The organism is uncultured Williamsia sp., assembly GCF_947494875.1.
Classification (GTDB): Bacteria; Actinomycetota; Actinomycetes; order Mycobacteriales; family Mycobacteriaceae; genus Williamsia_A.
This window is the reverse complement of record NZ_CANLWM010000006.1, coordinates 60,133-80,194: the sequence shown is the minus strand read 5'-3', so window position 1 is coordinate 80,194 and position 20,062 is coordinate 60,133. Positions and strand designations below refer to the sequence as shown.

Annotated in this window: 19 protein-coding genes; 4 read left to right on the top strand and 15 right to left on the bottom strand. The window is 68.6% G+C overall.

Annotated elements, in window-relative coordinates; all coding sequences use genetic code 11:
• Window positions 1-65 precede the first annotated feature (65 nt).
• Both Q1A98_RS14645 and Q1A98_RS14640 read right to left on the bottom strand, forming a co-directional pair.
• Window positions 66-1,499, bottom strand: a complete 1,434-nt coding sequence (locus Q1A98_RS14645; protein ID WP_299574896.1) for a citrate:proton symporter — start codon at window positions 1,497-1,499, stop codon at window positions 66-68.
• A 149-nt stretch (window positions 1,500-1,648) separates the two neighbouring features.
• Complete coding sequence (locus Q1A98_RS14640; protein ID WP_299574893.1) at window positions 1,649-2,047, bottom strand: VOC family protein; 399 nt, start codon at window positions 2,045-2,047, stop codon at window positions 1,649-1,651.
• 128 nt (window positions 2,048-2,175) lie between these two features.
• Here Q1A98_RS14640 and Q1A98_RS14635 point away from each other — a divergent pair, with 128 nt between their 5' ends.
• On the top strand, window positions 2,176-3,090 hold the full coding sequence (locus Q1A98_RS14635) for an alpha/beta hydrolase (RefSeq protein ID WP_299574891.1): 915 nt from the start codon (window positions 2,176-2,178) through the stop codon (window positions 3,088-3,090).
• Window positions 3,087-3,911: an endo alpha-1,4 polygalactosaminidase gene (locus Q1A98_RS14630; protein WP_299574889.1), complete on the top strand. Its 825-nt coding sequence runs from the start codon at window positions 3,087-3,089 to the stop codon at window positions 3,909-3,911. The genes Q1A98_RS14635 and Q1A98_RS14630 overlap by 4 nt, the downstream gene beginning before the upstream one ends.
• Before the next feature lie 38 nt (window positions 3,912-3,949).
• Here Q1A98_RS14630 and Q1A98_RS14625 read toward each other — a convergent pair whose 3' ends face one another.
• On the bottom strand, window positions 3,950-5,587 hold the full coding sequence (locus Q1A98_RS14625) for an AMP-binding protein (RefSeq protein WP_299574887.1): 1,638 nt from the start codon (window positions 5,585-5,587) through the stop codon (window positions 3,950-3,952).
• Between the two features lie 150 nt (window positions 5,588-5,737).
• Entirely contained in the window at window positions 5,738-6,601 is an 864-nt protein-coding gene (locus Q1A98_RS14620; RefSeq protein WP_299574885.1) for an SDR family NAD(P)-dependent oxidoreductase, read from the bottom strand.
• 96 nt (window positions 6,602-6,697) lie between these two features.
• On the opposite strand from Q1A98_RS14620, the gene Q1A98_RS14615 reads away from it, so the two are divergent.
• Together Q1A98_RS14615 and Q1A98_RS14610 are read left to right on the top strand one after the other, a co-directional pair.
• Entirely contained in the window at window positions 6,698-7,708 is a 1,011-nt protein-coding gene (locus Q1A98_RS14615) for an MBL fold metallo-hydrolase (RefSeq protein WP_299574883.1), read from the top strand.
• A gap of 58 nt (window positions 7,709-7,766) precedes the next feature.
• On the top strand, window positions 7,767-8,495 hold the full coding sequence (locus Q1A98_RS14610; RefSeq protein ID WP_299574881.1) for a TetR/AcrR family transcriptional regulator: 729 nt from the start codon (window positions 7,767-7,769) through the stop codon (window positions 8,493-8,495).
• Between the two features lie 20 nt (window positions 8,496-8,515).
• Here the strand turns inward: Q1A98_RS14610 and Q1A98_RS14605 are convergent, their stop codons facing one another.
• Genes Q1A98_RS14605 through Q1A98_RS14555 form a run of 11 tightly spaced genes read right to left on the bottom strand, consistent with a single transcriptional unit; the run spans window position 8,516 to window position 20,056 of the window.
• On the bottom strand, window positions 8,516-9,775 hold the full coding sequence (locus Q1A98_RS14605; protein WP_299574879.1) for an NAD(P)/FAD-dependent oxidoreductase: 1,260 nt from the start codon (window positions 9,773-9,775) through the stop codon (window positions 8,516-8,518).
• Between the two features lie 4 nt (window positions 9,776-9,779).
• Window positions 9,780-9,971, bottom strand: coding sequence for a ferredoxin (locus Q1A98_RS14600; protein WP_299574876.1), 192 nt, complete (start codon window positions 9,969-9,971; stop codon window positions 9,780-9,782).
• Between the two features lie 49 nt (window positions 9,972-10,020).
• Window positions 10,021-11,253, bottom strand: a complete 1,233-nt coding sequence (locus Q1A98_RS14595) for an enoyl-CoA hydratase-related protein (RefSeq protein WP_299574875.1) — start codon at window positions 11,251-11,253, stop codon at window positions 10,021-10,023.
• Window positions 11,250-12,443 carry an acetyl-CoA acetyltransferase gene (locus Q1A98_RS14590; RefSeq protein WP_299574872.1) on the bottom strand — a complete coding sequence of 398 codons (1,194 nt, stop codon included), beginning with the start codon at window positions 12,441-12,443 and terminating at the stop codon, window positions 11,250-11,252. Before Q1A98_RS14590 ends, Q1A98_RS14595 begins: the two co-directional genes overlap by 4 nt.
• Window positions 12,440-13,813 carry an OB-fold domain-containing protein gene (locus Q1A98_RS14585; RefSeq protein WP_299574870.1) on the bottom strand — a complete coding sequence of 458 codons (1,374 nt, stop codon included), beginning with the start codon at window positions 13,811-13,813 and terminating at the stop codon, window positions 12,440-12,442. The genes Q1A98_RS14590 and Q1A98_RS14585 overlap by 4 nt, the downstream gene beginning before the upstream one ends.
• A 3-nt stretch (window positions 13,814-13,816) precedes the next feature.
• On the bottom strand, window positions 13,817-15,022 hold the full coding sequence (locus Q1A98_RS14580) for an acetyl-CoA C-acetyltransferase (RefSeq protein WP_299574868.1): 1,206 nt from the start codon (window positions 15,020-15,022) through the stop codon (window positions 13,817-13,819).
• A complete protein-coding gene (locus Q1A98_RS14575; protein ID WP_299574865.1) occupies window positions 15,019-16,287 on the bottom strand; it encodes an acetyl-CoA hydrolase/transferase C-terminal domain-containing protein in 1,269 nt (422 codons plus the stop codon). The genes Q1A98_RS14580 and Q1A98_RS14575 overlap by 4 nt, the downstream gene beginning before the upstream one ends.
• Window positions 16,280-16,483: a hypothetical protein gene (locus tag Q1A98_RS14570; RefSeq protein WP_299575367.1), complete on the bottom strand. Its 204-nt coding sequence runs from the start codon at window positions 16,481-16,483 to the stop codon at window positions 16,280-16,282. The genes Q1A98_RS14575 and Q1A98_RS14570 overlap by 8 nt, the downstream gene beginning before the upstream one ends.
• Window positions 16,484-16,512: 29 nt before the next feature.
• On the bottom strand, window positions 16,513-17,043 hold the full coding sequence (locus Q1A98_RS14565) for an aromatic-ring-hydroxylating dioxygenase subunit beta (RefSeq protein ID WP_299574862.1): 531 nt from the start codon (window positions 17,041-17,043) through the stop codon (window positions 16,513-16,515).
• On the bottom strand, window positions 17,040-18,305 hold the full coding sequence (locus Q1A98_RS14560) for an aromatic ring-hydroxylating dioxygenase subunit alpha (RefSeq protein ID WP_299574860.1): 1,266 nt from the start codon (window positions 18,303-18,305) through the stop codon (window positions 17,040-17,042). The genes Q1A98_RS14565 and Q1A98_RS14560 overlap by 4 nt, the downstream gene beginning before the upstream one ends.
• Window positions 18,302-20,056 carry an AMP-binding protein gene (locus Q1A98_RS14555; RefSeq protein ID WP_299574857.1) on the bottom strand — a complete coding sequence of 585 codons (1,755 nt, stop codon included), beginning with the start codon at window positions 20,054-20,056 and terminating at the stop codon, window positions 18,302-18,304. The genes Q1A98_RS14560 and Q1A98_RS14555 overlap by 4 nt, the downstream gene beginning before the upstream one ends.
• Window positions 20,057-20,062: the final 6 nt, after the last annotated feature.

Genomic DNA, 20,062 nt, shown 5'->3' with positions numbered 1-20,062 from the left:
GCATCCGCCGGACCGCGACGACGCGATCCGGCGGATGCCGTGAGGTGACTCGGGAGTCACGCCCGTCAGAACGGGATGGAACCGACCAGCACGCCGACTCCCAGCATCGCCACCGACACCAGGCACGCCCGCCACAGCACCTTCTTGTGGTGGTCGGCCAGGGAGACACCGGCCAGCGCGACCAGCAGCAGGATCGCCGGGACCAGCGGGCTCTGCATGTGCACCGGCTGGCCGGTGATGGAGGCCCGGGCGACCTCGGCCGGGTCGATGCCGTACTTCTGCGCCGTCTCGGACAGCACCGGGAGCATGCCGAAGTAGAACGCGTCGTTGGTCATGAAGAACGTGAACGGGATGGAGAGCAGACCGATCACGATCGCCAGGTGCGGCCCGAGGAACGTCGGCAGGATGCTGGTCAGCCAGTCGGCGATCGCCTCGACCATGCCGGTGCCCGAGAAGACGCCGGTCAGCACGGCGGCGGCCAGCACCATCGAGACGACGGCGACGATCGACGACGAATGCCGTGTGATGGCGGCCGACTGGTCCTTCACCTGCGGGAAGTTCACGACGAGGGCGATGCCCGCGGCGATCATGAACAGCACCGGGATCGAGATGACGTCCATGCCGAGGACGGCCAGCAGGCCGATCGTCAGGGCAGCGTTGAACCACAGGAGCTTCGGACGCAGCGTCGGGCGGTTCGGGTCGAGCGTGCCGGCGGTGAAGCCGGTGTCGGAGGCGTTGTCGGTCGAGTCGTCGTCGAGAGAGATGTCGGCCGAGCCCGACAGGCGCGCCGGGGGAACGGTTCCGGTGCCGGGGCCGTCGAGAACGGCGACGCCCGAACCGGTTCCGCCGCCCGAACGGGCCAGCACCGACTCGCGGATCTCGATCTTGCCGATGCGACGACGCTCGAGGACACCGAGGTGGTAGGCGAACAGCAGCACGATGACGAGGCCGACGACCAGCGACGGGATCATCGGGACGAACACCTCCGACGGCGAGATCTTCAGCGCCGACGCGGCCCGGGCGGTCGGCCCGCCCCACGGGAGGATGTTCATCGTCGCGTTCGACAGGCCGGCGACGACGGTCAGCACCACCGGACTCACACCGAGCTTCAGGTACAGCGGCAGCAGCGCCGAGGTGGTGATGATGAAGGTGGTCGAACCGTCGCCGTCGAGGGAGACGACCATCGCCAGCACCGCGGTGCCGACCACGAGCTTGGCCGGGTCGTCGCGGACGAGCTTCACGACCCCGCGGACCACCGGGTCGAAGAGTCCGACGTCGATCATGATCCCGAAGAAGACGATGGCGAAGAAGAGCATCGCCGCCGTCGGGGCCAGGTCCTTGATCCCGTCGGTGATCATGTCGCTGATGCCGAGGCCCGCGCCGGCGAACAGGCCGAACGCCACCGGGACCAGGAGGAGGGCGACCACCGGGGTCGCTCGCTTGGTGATGATGAGGGCCATGAAGGTGACCACCATCAGGAGGCCGAGTGCCACAAGCATGTCGATACCGTCGCTTCCGTGAACTGCCGGAGTGATCTCCGCTACCCACGAAGCGTCGAGGTGTCGACGGTCACAGTCACGCTTGAGTGCGTAACCGCGACTTCTGCGCATTTCGCGCGTCGCCCGCGACTTCTGCGCGCCGCGGCGCCTCAGCGCTCCTGACGAGCGATCGCGTCCGCCGTGACCGGCGCGAACAGGTTGACGAGATTCCCGTCCGGGTCGCGGACGAGCAGCGAGCGATTGCCCCACGGCATCGTCGTCGGGACCTGCACGACCGCGTCGAGACGACCTTCCAGGCGGTCGTACTCGGCGTCGACGTCGGCGACCATGAACTCGATGATCACCGAGCGGTTGTCGGCAGGGTGCGCCGATCCCTCACCGAACAGCGCGACGGTCGCCTGGTCGCCGATCGCGAGCGTGCCCGCCGCGGTGACGATCTCGGCGAACACCGGTGCGGGCCGGTCGGCGGTGACGCCGGTCAGCATCTCGTAGAAGCCGACCAGGCGGTCGACGTCGGCGGTGATGATGCGGATGGATGCGAGGTTCACGGGGGCTCCTGACATGGGTGCGGACGACGCGGCTGATCGTGCCGGTGATCGCGGACAGCTGCGGACCGCAATCCTCGGGTACCCCCGTTCCCGATCAATCGCTCGGTGCGGGTGGAATAGTGGTTCTCATGATCGAGATCGACCGTCCCCAGATCGAGGGATCGGTGGCCGTCGGGGAGGGCCGCCGCCGCATGGGTTTCGCCGAATTCGGTGACCCGCAGGGCCGCGCGGTGTTCTGGCTGCACGGCACACCCGGCGCCCGGCGACAGATCCCACTCGAGGCCCGTCGATGGGCGGCGACGAACGGTGTCCGCCTGCTGGGTGTCGACCGGCCCGGCGTCGGATCGTCGACCGAGTACCGCTACGACAACGTCGTCGGGTTCGCCGCCGACCTCCGGACCGTCGCCGACAACCTCGGCATCGACCGATTCGCCGTGATCGGGCTGTCGGGCGGCGGGCCGTACACACTCGGCGTGGCGCACGCGCTGTCCGATCGGGTGGTCGCGGCCGCCGTCCTCGGCGGCGTCGCGCCCACCGTCGGGCCCGACGCGATCTCCGGCGGAGCGATGGAGCTCGGCAAACGACTCTCCGGGACCTTGGAGGTGGCCGGCGCTCCCATCGGACGGGTGCTGAGCTCGCTCATGCGCGTAGCGCGCCCGGTCGCCGACCCCGCGATCGCCGCGTTCGGGATGATCTCCCACCGCGCCGACCGGCAGCTTCTCGCACGTCCGGAGTTCCGCGCCATGTTTGCCGACGACCTGCTCAACGGCGGCAAGCACCGGATGGAGGCACCGCTGTCGGACATCATCGTGTTCGCCCGCGACTGGGGCTTCCGCCTCGCCGACATCACTGTCCCCGTTCGGGTCTGGCACGGCGACTCCGACTGGATCATCCCGCACGCCCACGGCGAGCACGTCGCCAACCGCCTGCCCGACGCGAAGTTCTACACGCTGCCCGGGGACAGCCACCTGAGCGCACTGAACACGGCCACCGACATCCTGGAGGAACTGATGACCATCTGGGACGAGGTCGCCGTCGAGTGATCCGCAGGGCGGCGGTCGCTCTGCTGCTCGCGGTGGTCGTCGCGGGCTGTGCGGCACCGGACGACGGCCACAGCGGCCCCACCGCGACGCGCTCCGCCACGCCGGCCGGCCGGTCCGCGATCCCCGCCACCGGCGGGTTCGACTACCAACTCGGCGGGGAGTCCGTGGTGCCCGCCGGAGCTCGCGTCGTGGTGCGCGACGCGTCGGCGCCTCCGGCGTCGGGGGTGTTCTCCGTCTGCTACGTCAACGCCTTCCAGACCCAGCCGGGCGACCGGTGGCCGGTCGACCTGCTCGTCCGCGGCGACGACGGCCGGCCGATCGTCGACCCCGACTGGCCCGACGAGAACATCCTGGACATCGGCACAGCGGCTCGCAGGGCGCAGGCGGCCGCGCGGGTCGGTGACGTCGTCGACCGTTGTGCACAAGCGGGTTTCGCCGGGATCGAGCTCGACAACCTCGACTCGTACACCCGTTCCGACGGTGCGTTCGGGGCTGACGCGGCGATGGCGTTCGCTCGGCTGCTGGTCGATCGCGCGCATCGCGCAGGGCTCGTCGTGGCGCAGAAGAACGCCGTCGACCTCGCCCGTCGCGGTCGCGTCGACGTCGGCTTCGACTTCGCCGTCACCGAGGAGTGCGACCGCTACGACGAGTGCTCCGCGGCGTCGGACGTGTATGGGTCGTCGGTGTTCGACATCGAGTACACCGACAATCTGCGTGGCTCGTTCGGCGACGTGTGTCGACGGACGCCGGTGCGCACGATCCTGCGCGACCGGGCGCTCGTGCCCGCAGGGACGGCGGGTCATGTCTACGCCCACTGCTGATGTGCAGCCGGCGGCACACCGACGAGCGCGATCTCCACTCAGGTGTCGGGCAACTCTCCGAACTCGCCCCGACCGAGCCTGCTCACGAGTTCGAACTTGCGGACCTTGCCGGTCGGGGTGACGGGCAGTTCATCCCCGATGAACCACCTCGTCGGGCACTTGTGCGGTGACAGGTGCTCGCGGACATGAGCCACGAGTTGTTCCCGCAGGTCGACGGGTTCGTCGCCGCGAACCGTGATGACCGCCGCCACCACCTCGCCGAGACGCTCGTCGGGCAGCCCGACGACCGTCGCGGAGAGCACCGACGGATGCCGCGCCAGGCACGTCTCGATCTCTGCAGGCGCGATGTTCTCACCGCCGCGGATGATCATCTCCTTCAGGCGGCCGGTGATCCTCAGGTACCCGCGCGCGTCCATCGCACCCAGATCGCCGGTATGGACGAAGCCATCAGCATCGATGGTGCCGGCAGTCGCGTCCGGATCGTCCAGATACTCCACGAACCGCTGGTACCCCCGGGCGCAGATCTCTCCGGTCTCGTCGCAGGCACATGACTCACCGGTGACGGGGTCGACGATCTTGCACTCCACCTGTGGGAGCGGTCGCCCGACGGTCTCCACCTGGTCGTCCTGCGTGTCGTCGGGGCGCGTCGCACTGACGACCGGTGACAGCTCGGTCATCCCGTAGAGATTGATGACCGAGGCTCCGAAGAGTTCCCGGGCGTCGGCGATCATCCGCGCGGTCACCGTCGAGGCACCACCCATCACCACCGCGAGTTGCGGAGCGGGCGCGTCGGATCCGCGCTGGGCCTCGATGATGGCCGACAGCACCGCGGGTACGTAGAACAGGACGGAGGCGGACTCCGCGCGCAGCAGTCCCAGGACGGTGCGGGGGTCGAACTGCTCGACCAGCACCACGGTGCCGCCTGTCCACAGCGGGCCGAGTGTGCCGATGACGCACGCCGCGGTGTGGAACATGGGCAGTGGGTTGACCGCGACCGCACCTCGCTCGACACCGACGGCGTCCAGCGTCAGGCGAGCGACGTTCACCAGCGATCGGTGGCGGAGCACGACACCTTTGGGCGTGGAGGTGGTGCCTGACGTGTACTGCAGCATCACGACGGCATCCGGATCGGTGGGCGCCTCCACCAGGACGCGCGGATCGACCACGTCGGACCGCCACCGCTCGCGATCGGACAGGCTGATCCGCGTCAGGCCAGGGTGGTGCGCGGCCAAGTCCTGCGCCACCGTGGACATGTCGTACTCGCGGCTGCGATCGGCGTGGAGGAGCACCTGCGCACCGGAATGCCCGATCGCGTAGTCGAGTTCACCGGCCCGGAGGACGGGATTGAGTGCCACAAGGACCACACCTGCCAGCGCCGCCCCATACTCGATGACCGGCCACTCGACGACGTTCGGCGCCCAGATCGCCACGTACGCGCCGGGTTCGACCATCGTGCGTAGCGCGGTGGCCACACGGAGCGCCTCATCGAGCAGTTCTGCGTAGGTCAGCCGGACGGGCGCGTGGTCACCATGCCGAGTTCCCACCAACGCGAGCGTGTCGGCGTGGGTCGCGGCACGGTCGACGAGGAGTTGTCCCACGGTGACCTCGAGGATCTCGACCGAGGTGTCAGCGGGCCGATGGGCCTCGGTCAACAGGGCGGAATCGTTGAGCAACATCAGATCTGGACACTCCGCTCAGGATCTTGTAGTCGCGGCCGGCGGTGGGCTCTGGGACAGGGCCGGCTTCGCATTGCGCTCTGGCCTGGTGCTGACGATAGGGGACGCCCCGACCGCGGGCAAGCATTTTTAAAATCTGGAATAAATTTCTCAGGCGAGTGGGTTTGCGCCCAGACTCGCAACGGACATGTCGACGATCTCCGACCATCTCCGCGCCACGTCGTCCACGGCCGGCGGCGTATCGAACCTGACCCCCGTGTTGGCGAATTGGGCGACGCGATAGACCGAGCCGCCGCCGGCCACCAGCACCGACCCGCTCTCGGCGCACTCGTCGGTCATGAGATAGCCCACCACCGGCGACACGAACGCGGGCGGTAGGGAGTCGAGAAGTTCTCTCGGGGCGATGTCCTCGGTCATCCGTGTCGCAGCCATCGGCGCGATGGCGTTCACGATGATGTTCGCCCGTGCACCCTCGATCGCGAGGGTGTTCGTCAAACCGATCAGCCCGGACTTGGCCGCCGCGTAGTTGTACTGGCCGAAGTTCCCGAACAATCCACTCGTCGACGTGGCCATCACGATGCGGCCGTGTCCCTGTTCCCTCAGGTGCGGCCACGCCGCTCGGGTGACATGGAAACTGCCGTGGAGGTGGACCCGCAGCACCGCGTCCCATCCCTGCGGCGTCGACTTGGCGAAGCTGGCGTCACGGAGGATGCCCGCGTTGTTCACGATCCCGTGGACCGCGCCGAATGAGTCGATGGCGTTCTGCACCAACGCTTCCCCTCCAGACGCGCTGGACACGTCGTTGTAGTCGGCCACCGCGCGACCGCCGTCGGCGGTGATCTCCGCGACCACGGCGTCGGCCATCGACGACCCGCCACCGCTGCCGTCGCGCGCGCCGCCGAGATCGTTCACGACGACCAGTGCACCCTCTGACGCAAGGAGGCGCGCGTAGTCGCGGCCGAGCCCTCCACCGGCCCCCGTGACGACGATGACCCTGTCGACGACTCCACCCATGACATCACTCCCTGATCGCAGTTGTCCGCCAATTTTTATCATATATTAAATTAATTCCGTGTCGTGCGTGAATGCGCTGTGGCCGAGGAGGATGCGATGAGTGACGACGATGCTTCGGATGCGATCTCCGACAGGATCACCCGCATCCCGCTCCCCCTCCCGCTGGCCGAGCTCCGATCCGTGAACTGCTACGCGATCGCCTCGACCTCGGGAACGACCCTCATCGATCCGGGCTGGGCCTCGCCGGAGACGCGAGATGCCCTGTCACGGGGCCTGTCTCAGATCGGTACGTCGATCGACGAGGTGTCACAGATCCTCGTCACCCACTCGCACTGGGATCACTACAGCGCGGCGTTCGCGATGTCCACCCGACGCGACATCCCGTTGGCGGTCGGTTCCGGTGAGCGTCACAGCATCGCCGCCTGGGTCGAGCTCGACGGTGCCTTCCCAAACCAGGTGACCCTCCTCGAGCGCGCCGGTGATCCCATCCGGGCACGGGAAATGTACGAGCGGCCGATCGCCGAGTTCGAGCAGGGGATCGCCTACGGCGACCCCACCCGGTACCTCGACGGCGGCGAGGGGATCGACTGTGGTGGGGTCTGTCTGGACGTGATCGCGACGCCTGGCCACACCCGGGGGCACCTCGCGTTCGAGGACGCCGACGGCCGTTTCCTGTTCAGCGGCGACCACATCCTCCCGCGGATCACCCCGTCCATCGCCTACGAGCGGGCACCGGACCGCCTTGCGCTCCAGTCGTATCTGTCCTCGTTGCGGTTGATCGCGGACCGGCCCCGCACGACCCTCCTGCCTGCACACGGCGCGCCCGGGGGCTCATCGGGTGATCGAGCGCTCGAACTCATCGACCACCACCGCAGGCGCCTGGCCACCGTCGCCGAACTCGTCGACGACGGATGCCGGACCGGACTCGACATCGCTCGGGGGATGCGATGGACCCGCCGTGAGCAGACACTCGATCAGCTTGCCGACGACCAGCAGTGGACCGCGGTTCTCGAAGCGGTGGCCCACGCCGAGGTGCTCGTCGACGAGGGCCGGCTACGAAGGGAGAACGACCGGTCCATCGACCGATACCTCCCGGCGGCATCGTGAGCACGACCCCACGGCTCGTCGCTCGATGCGGTGGTGGTCGACCTCCTACTATTGCCTGATGGCAGCAAGGCGCACCGCGGGACCGACGACACCGACCGGTCCCCGGGAGACGAAGTCCGAGCGCACCCGCGGTCGGATCCTGGATGCGGCTGCCCACGTACTCAGCATCAAGGGGTACTCTGGCACCCGGCTCACCGACGTCGCCGAGTACGCCGAACTGCAGGCCCCGGCGATCTACTACTACTTCCCGTCGCGCGAGGAACTGATCGAGGAGGTCATGTGGGTCGGTATCGCCGAGATGCGTGAGCATGTCCTCGCGGCGCTCGACGCCGCCGACCCGGACGCCGACGCGATGGACCGCATCATGGTCGCCGTCGAGGCGCATCTACGGCATGAGTTGGAGATCTCCGACTACACCACCGCGTCCATCCGCAACTCCGGGCAGGTACCCGAACAGATCAGCGCTCGGCAGAAGTCCGAGGAGGCACTGTACGGCGAGGTGTGGCGGAAGCTGTTCAAGAACGCCGCCGATGCCGGGATGATCCGCGCCGACCTGGATCAGCGGGTGGCGCGCATGCTCGTCATGGGCGCCCTCAACTGGGCGGTGGAGTGGTGGAATCCGCGCCGCGGGTCCCTCGACTCCGTCGTCGCGTCGGCACAGACGCTCGTGCGAGCCGGGTTGTCGCCGTCACCGTCCACCGCCGAGTCGATCACCTCGGCCGACTCGCCTCGAACCCGCGCGAGCCGTACCGCCGCATCCCGACGGAGCGCAGCCCGGAGCGCCTGAGCGCCGACGACCTCCGTTCTTCACCGCGCGGCGAGAACTCTGCGCTTCTCGGCGAACCGGAGCGCGTCGCTCCAGGACGTCCCCTTCGCGATCTGGGCGCGGTACTTCATGATGTCGGCCTGTCCGTTCACGGTGAGCGCACCGGCCAGCGCGTCCCCGGTGCGATAGAGCGCAACCCATCGGCCGGCGACGTCGGTGTCTCCGTCCACCACCGCGACCTCGTCGGCATCGGTGATCCCGACGAACTGGATTCGGCTGTCGTACCAATCCGACCAGAAGTAGGGCACGGTGGAGTACGGTCTCGCGGAGTTCGGATCCACCGCGTTCCGCGCGGCGGCCGCGCCCTGTTCGGCCGCACTGGTCCAGTGCTCGAGTCGTTGACGCCGAGCGACAAGCGGGTTGTACCAGTTCGCCACGTCCCCGGCCGCGTAGATTCCCTCCACGCCGGTCCACAGGGTCTCGTCACAGACGATCCCGTTCTCGAGGGTCAGCGGCGAGTCGCGCAACCACCCGACGGCGGGAGCAGTACCGATCCCGACGACCACGAGATCGGCGGGGAGTGTCGAACCGTCCTCGAGAACGACGCTGTCCACGCGTCGGGACTCCGCGGTCCCGACACTCTCGATGCGGCCGACCCCGACTCCGCAGCGCAATGCGGTGCCGTTCCGCTGGTGCAGGGATGCGATCGCCTCGCCCATGACGGGCCCGATCGCCCGCACGAGTGGGGTGGGTTGTGCTTCGACGACGGTCACCGCGAGACCGCGCTTGGACGCGGTGGACGCGACCTCGCTCCCGATGAATCCGGCGCCGACCACCACGGTGCGCGCACCGTCGTCCAGCGCGGCACGCACCGCGATGGCGTCGTCGAGGGTACGCAGGCTGTGCACTCCCGAGATCCCCTGTGTGCCGGGTAGTTCGCGCGCACCAGCGCCGGTCGCGATGATCAGGAGGTCGTAGGCGACGTCGTCGGCGGCGGTGACCACGACCCGTCGATCGGTGTCGAGACCCGTAGCGCGTGTACCGAGCATGAGATGCACCCCGAGTTGCGAGATCAACATCTCCTCGGACCTCAAGACCGGGTGGTCCGGCACCGGCGTGCCGGCGTCGGCCGGTTCCAGGAACGCCTTCGACAGGGGCGGGCGATCGTACGGCAGATGTTGTTCGGCACCGATCAGGACGATCTCACCGTCGAACCCGGCCTTGCGCGCGGCCTCGACCGCGCGGAGACCGGCGAGTGAGGCCCCGACCACGACGAGCCGTCGTCGGTCAGTGGTGCTCATCGGCTCACTCCTCGATACGGAGTGCCTCGGTGGGACACCCCGCGACTGCCTCGTCGACCTCCGACCGTTCCCCGGGCTCGATCTCGTCCTCGAGCAGAACCAGGTCGCCGTCGTCGTTCACCTCGAAGAAGGCGGGCGCGAGGGATTCACAGATCCCCAGGCCGGTGCATCTGGTGCGGTCGACGATGACCTTCATGGCATCTCCTCGGTGATGGCCGGCACCGTGTTCGGTCCCGGTGGGTGAGTCATCGGCCCTCGAACGTGGGCCGGCGTTTCTGGACGAAGGCGGTGAGCGCCTCCGAGGCGTCGTGGGTCGACGCCACGCGGACGATCCCCTCCACCTCGGCGTGGAGTTGTTCGGTATGGGTGGAGGTCGAGGACGCATGCAGCAGGATCCGCATCTGCGCGAACGCCCGTGTCGGTCCGGATGCCAGGGCGCGGGCCCTCTCTCGTGCGATGCGCGACAGGTCGCTGGCAGGAACGATCTCGGTGATCAGACCCCACTCGAGGGCTTCGGCGGCGCCCAGCGGGTAGTTCTCGAGATACATCTTCGCGGCACGCCGCGCGCCGACGAGCCGCGGGAGATGCCACGTTCCGCCGCCGTCGCCGGACAGTCCGATCGCCGCGAACGCGGTGACGAAGCGGGTGTCCGGGGCGGCGAGAACGATGTCGGCTGCGTAGACGAAACCGAGGCCGCCACCAGCGACGGACCCATGGGCCGCGGTGACGACGGGTGCGTCGAGCGAGGCGAGGATCGCGAACGCCTCGTGGAACGGGCCGGTCATCCGACGCAGGACTGCCCCGAGTTCGTCGGAACTGTCGCCCCCGAAGTAGGCGATGTCACCGCCGACGGTGAGATCCGTTCCCGCACCCTCGATCAGGACCGCCCGCACGGATCGGTCGGCGGCGCATCGGCGGGCGGCCTCGAGCAGGTCCTCGGCGAGCGTGAGGTCGATTGCGTTGCGGTGGTCCGGACGATCGAGGCGGATCGTCGCGACACCGTACTCGACCGAGAAGTCGATCGTGGTCAGCGTCCTCCCCCGGTCGTCGGCGCCCAGTGCACTGCACCAGAGATGACTGTCGGTGAGCTGTTCGAGTCGACTGATGGCACCGTCGGCGAAGGTCAGCACGTGCACGAACTCGGCGTCGAGCGCGCGACCGGACACACGGGCGGTCCCGGTGTAGCGGCCTCGCACGAGCAGGCGGCCGTCGTCGAGCGCCACCATCTCCGTCGGGTGAGCGGCTGCGGTGTAGTGCTTCGCGATCCGACCCCAGAAATCCCTCCGCATGGCGCGGGGATCGGGGTGCTCACCACCGAGACCGACGGGCAGACCCTCCGTCGCCCGGCCACTGAAGTCGGCGTGCAGGACATGGTCGAGCACCTCCCTGTCACCCGCTGCGAGCGCGCCGTAGAGCGCCTGCGCGAGCACGGCCGGGGCGCCGTCGGCCACCGCGCCATCCCCTGTGAGGTGGTTCACGACAGATCACGTCCGACTATCGACACGAACGACACGCACGCACCCGGGCGACCTCCCAGGTTGTGTGTGAGAGCCAGTCGAGCGTCGTCGATCTGGCGATCCCCCGCGCGTTCGGAGAACTGGAGCCAGCACTCGTAGAGCATGCGCAACCCGCTCGCACCCACCGGATGGCCGAAGGACTTGAGGCCGCCGTCGGGGTTCACCGGGAGCGACCCGTCGGCGTCGAACTCACCGGCTAGCACGTCCTTCCACGACCGCCCGCGGTCGGTGAAACCGAGGTCCTCCATGAGGACGATCTCGGTGGGGGTGAAGCAGTCGTGCACCTCGGCCAGCGAGAGGTCGTCGGCGGGTCGGTCCACACCCGCCTGCCGGTAGGCGTCGGCCGCGCTACGGACGACCTCGGGAAAGGTGGTGTAGTCGAACTCGGGATCGAGCGCGCCACGCGCCGGTCCCGCGGACAGTGACAGTCCCTTCACGTACATCGGGGTGTCGGTGTACCGATGGGCGTCCTCGGCCCGCACGATCAGCGCGCACGCCGCTCCGTCCGAGACGCCCGAGCAGTCGAAGACCCCCAGCCGCCCCGCGACACGGGGCGCCTGGTCGATCTTCTCCCGAGACACCTCGGACCGGAACTGGGCCTTCGGGTTCCGCGCTCCGTTGACGTGGTTCTTCCACGCCACGTGCGTCATCGCGGCCCGCATCTCGTCCGGGTGGACACCGAAAGCTGCGCAGTACGCGGGATCGAGGAACGAAAAGGCCGCCGGCGCGGTCAGGGACAGCTCACTGGCGGTACCGTCTGCGGGTGGATCGCTGCGCAGCAGCCCCGAGAACCCCGAGTCCTTCAGTTTCTCCACACCCACCGCCATCACGGTGTCGTACGCGCCCGAAGCGACGGCGTAGCAGGCGTTCCGGAACGACTCCGATCCGGTCGCACAGTAGTTCTCGACCCGGGTCACGGGTTTGTAGTCGATCCCCAACGGGCGACTCAGGGCCAGTCCCGACTGCCCCGAACCCAGGGTGCCGAGCCAGAAGGCGTCGACCTCGTCGATGTCGAGACCACCGGCGGACTCCAGACACTCGCCGACCGCGTCGATCACCAGGTCGTCGGTCGACGAATCCCACAGTTCACCGAACCGGGTGCAGCCCATGCCCACGACGGCCACCCGGTCGCGGATCCCGTTGCTGGTCATGCTGTCCTCGCCTTCCAGAAATAGTTGTGGACGCCGCCGGCGGTGAACAGCCTGCGGAACGTCGGTGTGACACGCGCACCCACCCCGACACCGTCGGGAGCGGCATCGGCGACCTCGAGAGTGGTTCGTCCTCCACCGTCGAAGTCGACGACGACCTCGACCACCGGGGGCGCCGGCGAATACGCGAGACGATCGATGGTGGAGGTGACCACGGTGCCCGATGTCGACCGGGCCGACTCCGGCCGCATGGCGTCCGTCGTCCCGCACCCGCGACACACCCGCGCCGGCGGCAGGTGCAGGAAGTCGCACACCGTGCAGCGGGAGCCGGTGAGCGAGAACTTCCACGCCACCGATCTGCGCGACGGCGGCCCGGCCGGCCGATCGGGTTCGGGACGACGCGGAGGCTGCTTGTCGAGGAGCCCGCGCCACGACAGGTAGTCCAGGTAGCGCACCGCGGTGCCCGACGAACGTTGTTCGGCCACAGTGGGTTGGGTGCCGAGCCGCTCGATCCCCGGCAAGGTACGCAGCACGAGGGCGTCGCACCCGTCGACGGCCGACACGACGAGGATCGACTGGTCGCGTCCGGCACCGTCGAGCGCGGCGGCCAGCGCAACCCCGAGATCGGCGGCACCGCTGTGCCCGACCGTCGAGGTCGTCGTCGAGACCACGCCGGTGACGAGCGTCGCAGCACGCTTGGCGATGCCCGAGTTCGGACATGCGATCACCACGTGATCGGCGGACTCGATCCCGGCGCAGGCCAATGCCGCAGCGGCGGCCTCACGCACCAGTGGGGTGTACTGCTCGACTCCGAACCGCTCCTCCCACTGTTCACCGACCTCGCTGCGGGGATCACGCCACCGGTCGAGGAATTCCGCCGAGACCGACGCCGTCCCGATGACCGCGGCCACACCGTCGCCGGTCTCCGCGGTGTCGGCGAAGACGAACGCGGCCGCCCCGTCGCCGCCGAGCTTCTCGTCCTCGGACCCCGGGCGCCCCACCCGGACGTCCGACATCACGGCGATGCCGCCGTCGCGGGACACCAACCGCAATGCGGCGACAGACGACCTGCCGCCGCCGACGAGATCAGCGCAGAACGCAGAACGCGGCAGGTCGAGCGCCGCGTGCACGGCGACGGCGTTCGTCTTGTCGGCGTAGGCGGGACTGGTGGTGGCCAGGAGGACCGTGGCCGGATCCGCGGCGGTGTCGATACGGCGCAACGCCCGCGCTGCGGCCTCGACAGCCATCGTCGTCGAGTCCTCGTCGAAGGACGCGACGACACGATCACGCCCGCCGGCACGCCCGCCGACGTCGGTCGGGGCGAGCCGACCGGACGGGAGATAGGCGGCGAAGGAGATCAGTTCGACAGCCACGCGTCAGGCCCCCTCGAAGACCGCGGCCATACCCTGACCGCCACCGATGCACATCGTCGCCAACGCGAAGCGGCCCTCACGACGCGCGAGCTCATGCAGCATCGTGGTCATGATCCGCGTGCCGGTCGCGCCGATCGGGTGGCCCAGCGAGATGCCGGAACCGTTGACGTTCAACCGGTCCTCGACGTCACCGAGTGTCACGCCCCAACCGGAGAGCACCGCGAGGACCTGTACGGCAAACGCCTCGTTGATCTCGATGAGGTCCATGTCGTCGAACGTCAGCCCGTTCGCGGCGAAGAGTTTCGCGACCGCGCCGATGGGTCCGACCCCCATGTGCGACGGCTCGCAGCCGACCGCGGCCCAGCTGTGCAGGAAGCCGATCGGTTCGAGTCCCAGCTCGTCCAGACGGTGCTCGGCGACGACGAGGCACGCTGCCGCGGCGTCGTTCTGCTGCGCCGCGTTGCCTGCGGTCACCGTGCCGTCGGGCGTCACGCTGCGGAGCCGGGCGAGAGTCTCCATCGACGAGTCGGGACGCACGCCCTCGTCGTGGGTGACGACGAGTGGCTCCCCACGCCGCTGCGGGACCTCGACCGGGACCATCTCGGCATCGAAGGTCCCCGCCTCGTGCGCGGCGGCCGCCGCACGATGGCTGCGGACGGCGAAGGCGTCGGAGTCCTCGCGGGAGATGCCGAACTCCCGCGCGAGGTTCTCGGCCGTCTCGATCATCCCGCTGATCCTCCCGAACCGCCATTCCGGTTGCGAGCGTTCACGTCCCCGGTCGAGGCGGTCGAACAACGACACCGTCCCGTTACGTGAGCCCCAGCGTGCACCCGTCGTGTAGTGCTCGATGTTGCTCATCGACTCGGCGCCGCCGGCGACCACCACGTCGGCGGCACCGGTCTGGACCATCATCGCCGCGGTCACGACCGACTGGAGGCCACCGCCGCAACGCCGATCGACCGAGAATCCGGGGACACCGACGGGGAGTCCGGCGTCGAGTGCGGCCCAGCGCCCGATGCAGGGGGCCTCCGAGTTGGCGTAGGACTGCGCGAACGAGACGTCCTCGACCGCATCCGGGTCGATCCCGGATCGCTCCACCACCGCCGTGATCGCGATGGTGGCGAGATCCGCGGCGGTGAGAGGGGCCAGGGTCCCGCCGAATCCCCCCACCGGTGTGCGTACGGGAGCGACGATGGCGGCGCGGTTCATGCGGTGACCTCTCTTGTCGCGAGACGAGCTGCGCTGTCGGCGAGTTCGTCTCGGTGTTCGGGGGCGGCGACGGCGATCATCGCCTCGACACGCGCGGAGATCGACAGTCCGCGCAGGTCCGCGTGGCCGTGTTCGGTGACGATCAGGCCGGCGTCGGCGCGGGGCGTGCTGACCGGTCCGGACAGGTGCGCCACGATCCGGCTGCGGCCGCGCGCCGTGGACGGCAGTGCGACGATCGGGGTGCCGCCCGGCGACAGGGCGGCGCCGCGCAGGAAGTCCATGGCCCCGCCGACCGCACCCACGTAGCGATCGCCGACGGTCTCGGCGTTGACCGCGCCGGTGAGGTCGACCTCGACGGCGGAGTTGATCGCGGTCAGCCGGTGTTGCGCGGCGAGGACGTCGATCCGATGGGTGTACCCGGTGGGGCGCAGGGTGATCCGCGGGTTGTGGTGGGCGAACTCGAACAGCTCGGCGGTCCCGACGAGGGAGCCGCCGACCGCGACGCCGGGGTCGACGGTCTTGGCCGCACCGGAGGCCGCACCGGAGGTGATGAGCGACATGACCCCGTCGGTGAGGATGCCCGAGTGGAAGCCGAGGTCCGTGCGGTCGTGCAGTCGCCCGAGGACCGCGTCGGGCAGCGCACCGATCCCGATCTGCAGCGTCACACCGTCGTCGACGAGGTCGGCGACCGAATCGGCAACGGCGGCAACCGTGTCGGACGGGACGCCGGCAGGCATCTGTGCGGGCGGGACGTCCGACCACACGGCGTGAGCCCAGTCGCCGGTGGCGATGGTGCGGGCGCCGTCGACGAAAGGCACGTGGCGGTTTACCTCGACCAGCACCACGCGCGCGGTGTCGATCGCGGACGAGAAGTAGTCGTCACCGAGTCCCAGGCAGTGACGACCCTGCGCATCCGCCGGTGACACCTGCACCAGCACCACGTCGGCTCGGAGCGCACCCGTGGTGAGCAGCGCCGGCAGGGTCGAGTAGTGCACGGGCAGGACGTCGAGCAGACCGGCCTGGTCGAGTGCGGCGTTCCCGCCGCTCCCGCAGTAGGACACCACATCGATGCCGTCGACCGTGTCGGGTTTGAGCGTGGTCGTGGCGGGGATGCCGACGACACAGCGGATCCCGTCGAGTTCGTGGCGGGCCTGTACCAGCGCAGCGGTCAGCGCTCGGGGCTCCGCGCAAGCCTGTCCCCAGACGACGGTGTCACCCGGCCGTATCCATCGGGTCAGGTCGAGGTCGGCTGCCGGCTCAGTCACCGCGGGTGTTCCACCGATCGGCCGACGGATCGAGCAACGCGTCGATCCGTTCGTCGGCCACCCAGATGAGCGTCTCGAGCTCCAGCGCGTCGAGGAACCGCACACGGCCGGTCTTGGCGTCCTCCAGACGCAGGCGCGTCGACCGTCCGGTGTCGTCGAACGCCACGCGAACCTGGGCGAACTCGCTGTCGACGATCCGCTCCTGCGGGTCGGGGACCGTCGCGGTCACACGAGGAACCCGAGTGTGGGGACGGCCTTGTCATGATCGACGAGGACGACCTTCTTGTAGGACAGGCGCAGCCCATCCCGACTCGGCCGCAGACGGTATGTCACACGTCCACCCCACAGCTCGTTGCCACGCGCCCTGGACTCGAAGATGAGGACGTTCGCGCCGACCTCGACGTCCACAGAGCCGTCGGACGCCCGGTGCCCGCCGAGGATCTCCACGTTAGACACCAGACGGCGGAGGTTCGACGGCGGTGACTGCGCATAGCGCTTGCCGGTGCGCACCTGCTTCATGCGCGTCGAGATGCGGTTCCGGTTGTCGTAGATGATCGACACGCACCGCAACGGGTCGGCATCGTGTTCGGATGCCGGGACCCAGTAGATCGCGTCATCGGTCCACAGTGCCTCCCAACCGTCGTAGTCGCTCTCGTCGGCCAGACGGGCTTCGCGGTACAGGAACTGTTCGACCTCGCGGATGTCGATCTCCGGCGCCGGGACCGGTCCCTGCCCGGTCGTCTCGACGGTCGTCATCGCTGCGCCTCCATCAACGTCTTGTAGTGCGACCAGAAGCCACGCATCCCGACCTCGTCGGTGGCCGAGCCGACGGTGAAGCCGTTCTCGTCGACGGACTCACGGGCCATACCGCGTCGGACGTCGAGCCACTCCGGCGAGCGCATACCCACGCCGACCTGGTTGCGCTCGTACATCTCGGTGTCGTCGGCGAGGAGCATCCCGGCAGGGCCGACCGATCCGATCGACTGCGAGATCATGCGACGGTTCAACTCCGGCGCGCCGGCGAGTTGGACAGCCGTCGCGTACTGCACGCACTCCCCGGCCGAGACCGGTTGGATGTTGAACACCTGGATCTCGGCGATGAACAGATTCGGGAAGATCATGACGTGCGGTGCGCCCTCGATGAGGATCCGCTCTGCGTCGTCGCCATGGAGAGCCCGCATCGCGGCGACGTAGTCGGGCACCCGTGACTCGGTCGTCCCGAACCATCGCATCGGTTCGGCGAACTTGCAGAACTCGGGTCGCAGATCGTTCTCGCTGTGGCCATTGCCGAGATCGCGGGTCACCGCGGTCGACGAGTCGCTGTAGAGCGGACCGATGGGCGACCCGGTGACACCGAAGATCGACCCGTGCACGAACTGTGGGTGGTAACCGTCGGTCTCGTTCTCGGCCAGAAGTTTCCAGTTTGCGCGAGTCGAGTGCTGCAGCCAACCTGCCGTGAGTTCCACCCGGCCCTGGGGGGACAGCCGGGCGAGCCGGTCGATCTCCCCGGCCGCAGCACCGAGATGCTCCACGAGCGACGGGCCCTCGGCGGCAAAGCTCCCGAAGACGAAGCCGCGGTAGGACTCGACCCTGGTGACCGAACCCATCCGGAGATCGAGGACCTTCTTGCCTCCGTAGCCCTTGTTGTACGGGTAGCCGAGGAGTTCCCCGGTGTTGCGGTAGGTCCACCCGTGGTACGGGCATCGGAACGAGCTCGAGTTGCCACTTGCGTCGTCGCAGACCAGATTGGCGCGATGCGCGCACCGGTTCACCAACAGGTGGATCCGATCGTCGCGGTCGCGGGTCATGATGATGTCCTGCAGGCCGAGCTTCTTGCGCACGTAGTCGTTCGGCTCGGGGACTTCGCTCTCGTGCCCGACGAACACCCATGTCGTGTACCAGATCTTCTCGAGCTCCTCGGCGAAGATGTCAGGATCGGTGTACAGCGAGCCGTGGACGCGAGTCGGTTCGATCAACGTGTCGAGGCGACTGGCACCTGGTTCGATCACTGCGGTCATCGTGTGCTCCCTTCCAGAGGAGTCGTGCTGTGGTCGCGCGCGAGGTCGACGAGGCGGAACTTCTGGACCTTGCCGGTCGGTGTGGTCGGGAGCTCACCGGGTTCGAGGAACATCACCCTCTTGGGAACCTTGAAGCGCGCGAGACCATCTCGGCAGACCTCGATGACGTCGACCTCGTCGATCGTCGAACCCGGGGAGCGGACGATGGCGACACAACCGATCTCGCCCCACCGGTCGTCGGCGATGCCGAAGGCGAAGACCTGGCTGATCCCGGGATGGGCGGCGAGAAGATCCTCGACCTCACGCGGCATGACGAGCTCTCCGCCGCTCTTGTACAACTCCTTGCTCCTGCCGGTCACCTCCAGGTAACCGTCGGCCCGCACGATCCCGAGATCGCCGGAGTGCAGCCACCCGTCACGGAGGGCGGCCGCCGTCTCGTCGGGTTTGCCGAAGTACCCCACCATCGTCGACGGACCACGGGAGACGAGTTCGCCTTCCTCACCGAGCGGGAGGAGCTCCGCGGTGATGGGGTCCACCGTGCGGTAGACCACGAGGTCGTCGGTTCCCGGGACGCTCGCGGCGCCGGCACGCTTTGGGCGTCCCACGGTGGTGGAGGTGAGCTCCAGCGGGTCCTCGGGCAGCGTCAGCGTCATCGCGCCACCGCACTCGGTCATCCCGTAACCGGTGACGATCTCGGAGACCCCGAACTCCTGCTCGACCCGCTCCCACAGCCAGATCGGCGCCGGGGCCGAACCGCAGAGGATCGCGGTCAGCGAACTCAGGTCGAACTCATGGCGACGGGGGTGCTCGACCATCGCCACAGCCATCGTCGGGACACAGAGGATGTCGCTCGCCCGGTGACGTTGGATCCCCGACAGGTACCCGATGGGGTCGAAGGTCCTCTGCAGCACCACCGCGCCACCGACGAACATGACCGAGATGATGCCCTCGACGTAACCGAACATGTGATAGCACGGCAGCGAGAACAGGATCCGACGACCGTCCTCGTAGGCGCGGGTGAGCGCGGACGCATAGCCCGTGCGGAGTACCGCGTCGTGAGTGACGAGAACACCTTTGGGCGAGCCTGTCGTGCCGGAGGTGTACAGCATGTCGCCGACGTCGCTCGGCGAGGCCTGTCGACCGTCGCATGCCCCGGGGTGGGCGTCGCCGAGTTCGGTGAGCGCGGGCAGTGTCATGGGGCCGGGGCGCATGTCGCCACCGGTGTCGAGCACCACGACGTGGCGGAGCTCAGGCGTGGGATCGTCCTGATCCACCGGCCGATCGGCGAATGACGGCGAGTCCCACCCCGGGGTGACGAGATCGAGCATGGCGGGGTAGTCGAGGTTTGCGTGCGCGGTCATCGTGATGAGCACCCGGCACCCCGACTGCGCGAGGACGTAGCGGAGTTCGCGCTCGCGGTAGAGGAAGTTGAACGGGATCGCGATGGCCCCGATGCGCGCGATGGCGAACTTCAGGGGGACGAAGTCGGGATGATTGGCCATCAGCATCCCCACCCTGTCGCCGGGGACCACGCCGAGGGCGGCGAGCCCGTCGGCGATCCGCCGCGAGCGGTCTGCGACCTCGGCGTAGGTGAGGACGACGTCGTCGGTCATCACGAAGGGTCGGTCGGGGTGTCGACATGCGCACACGTCGAGGAACCCGTCGAGGGTCCGGGGCGTCCACACCGGGTGCGCATCGCGCAGGGCGGCGCGGCGCACCGCGATGTCGTCGTTCTCCGGGAAGTCGTTCATAGGTCC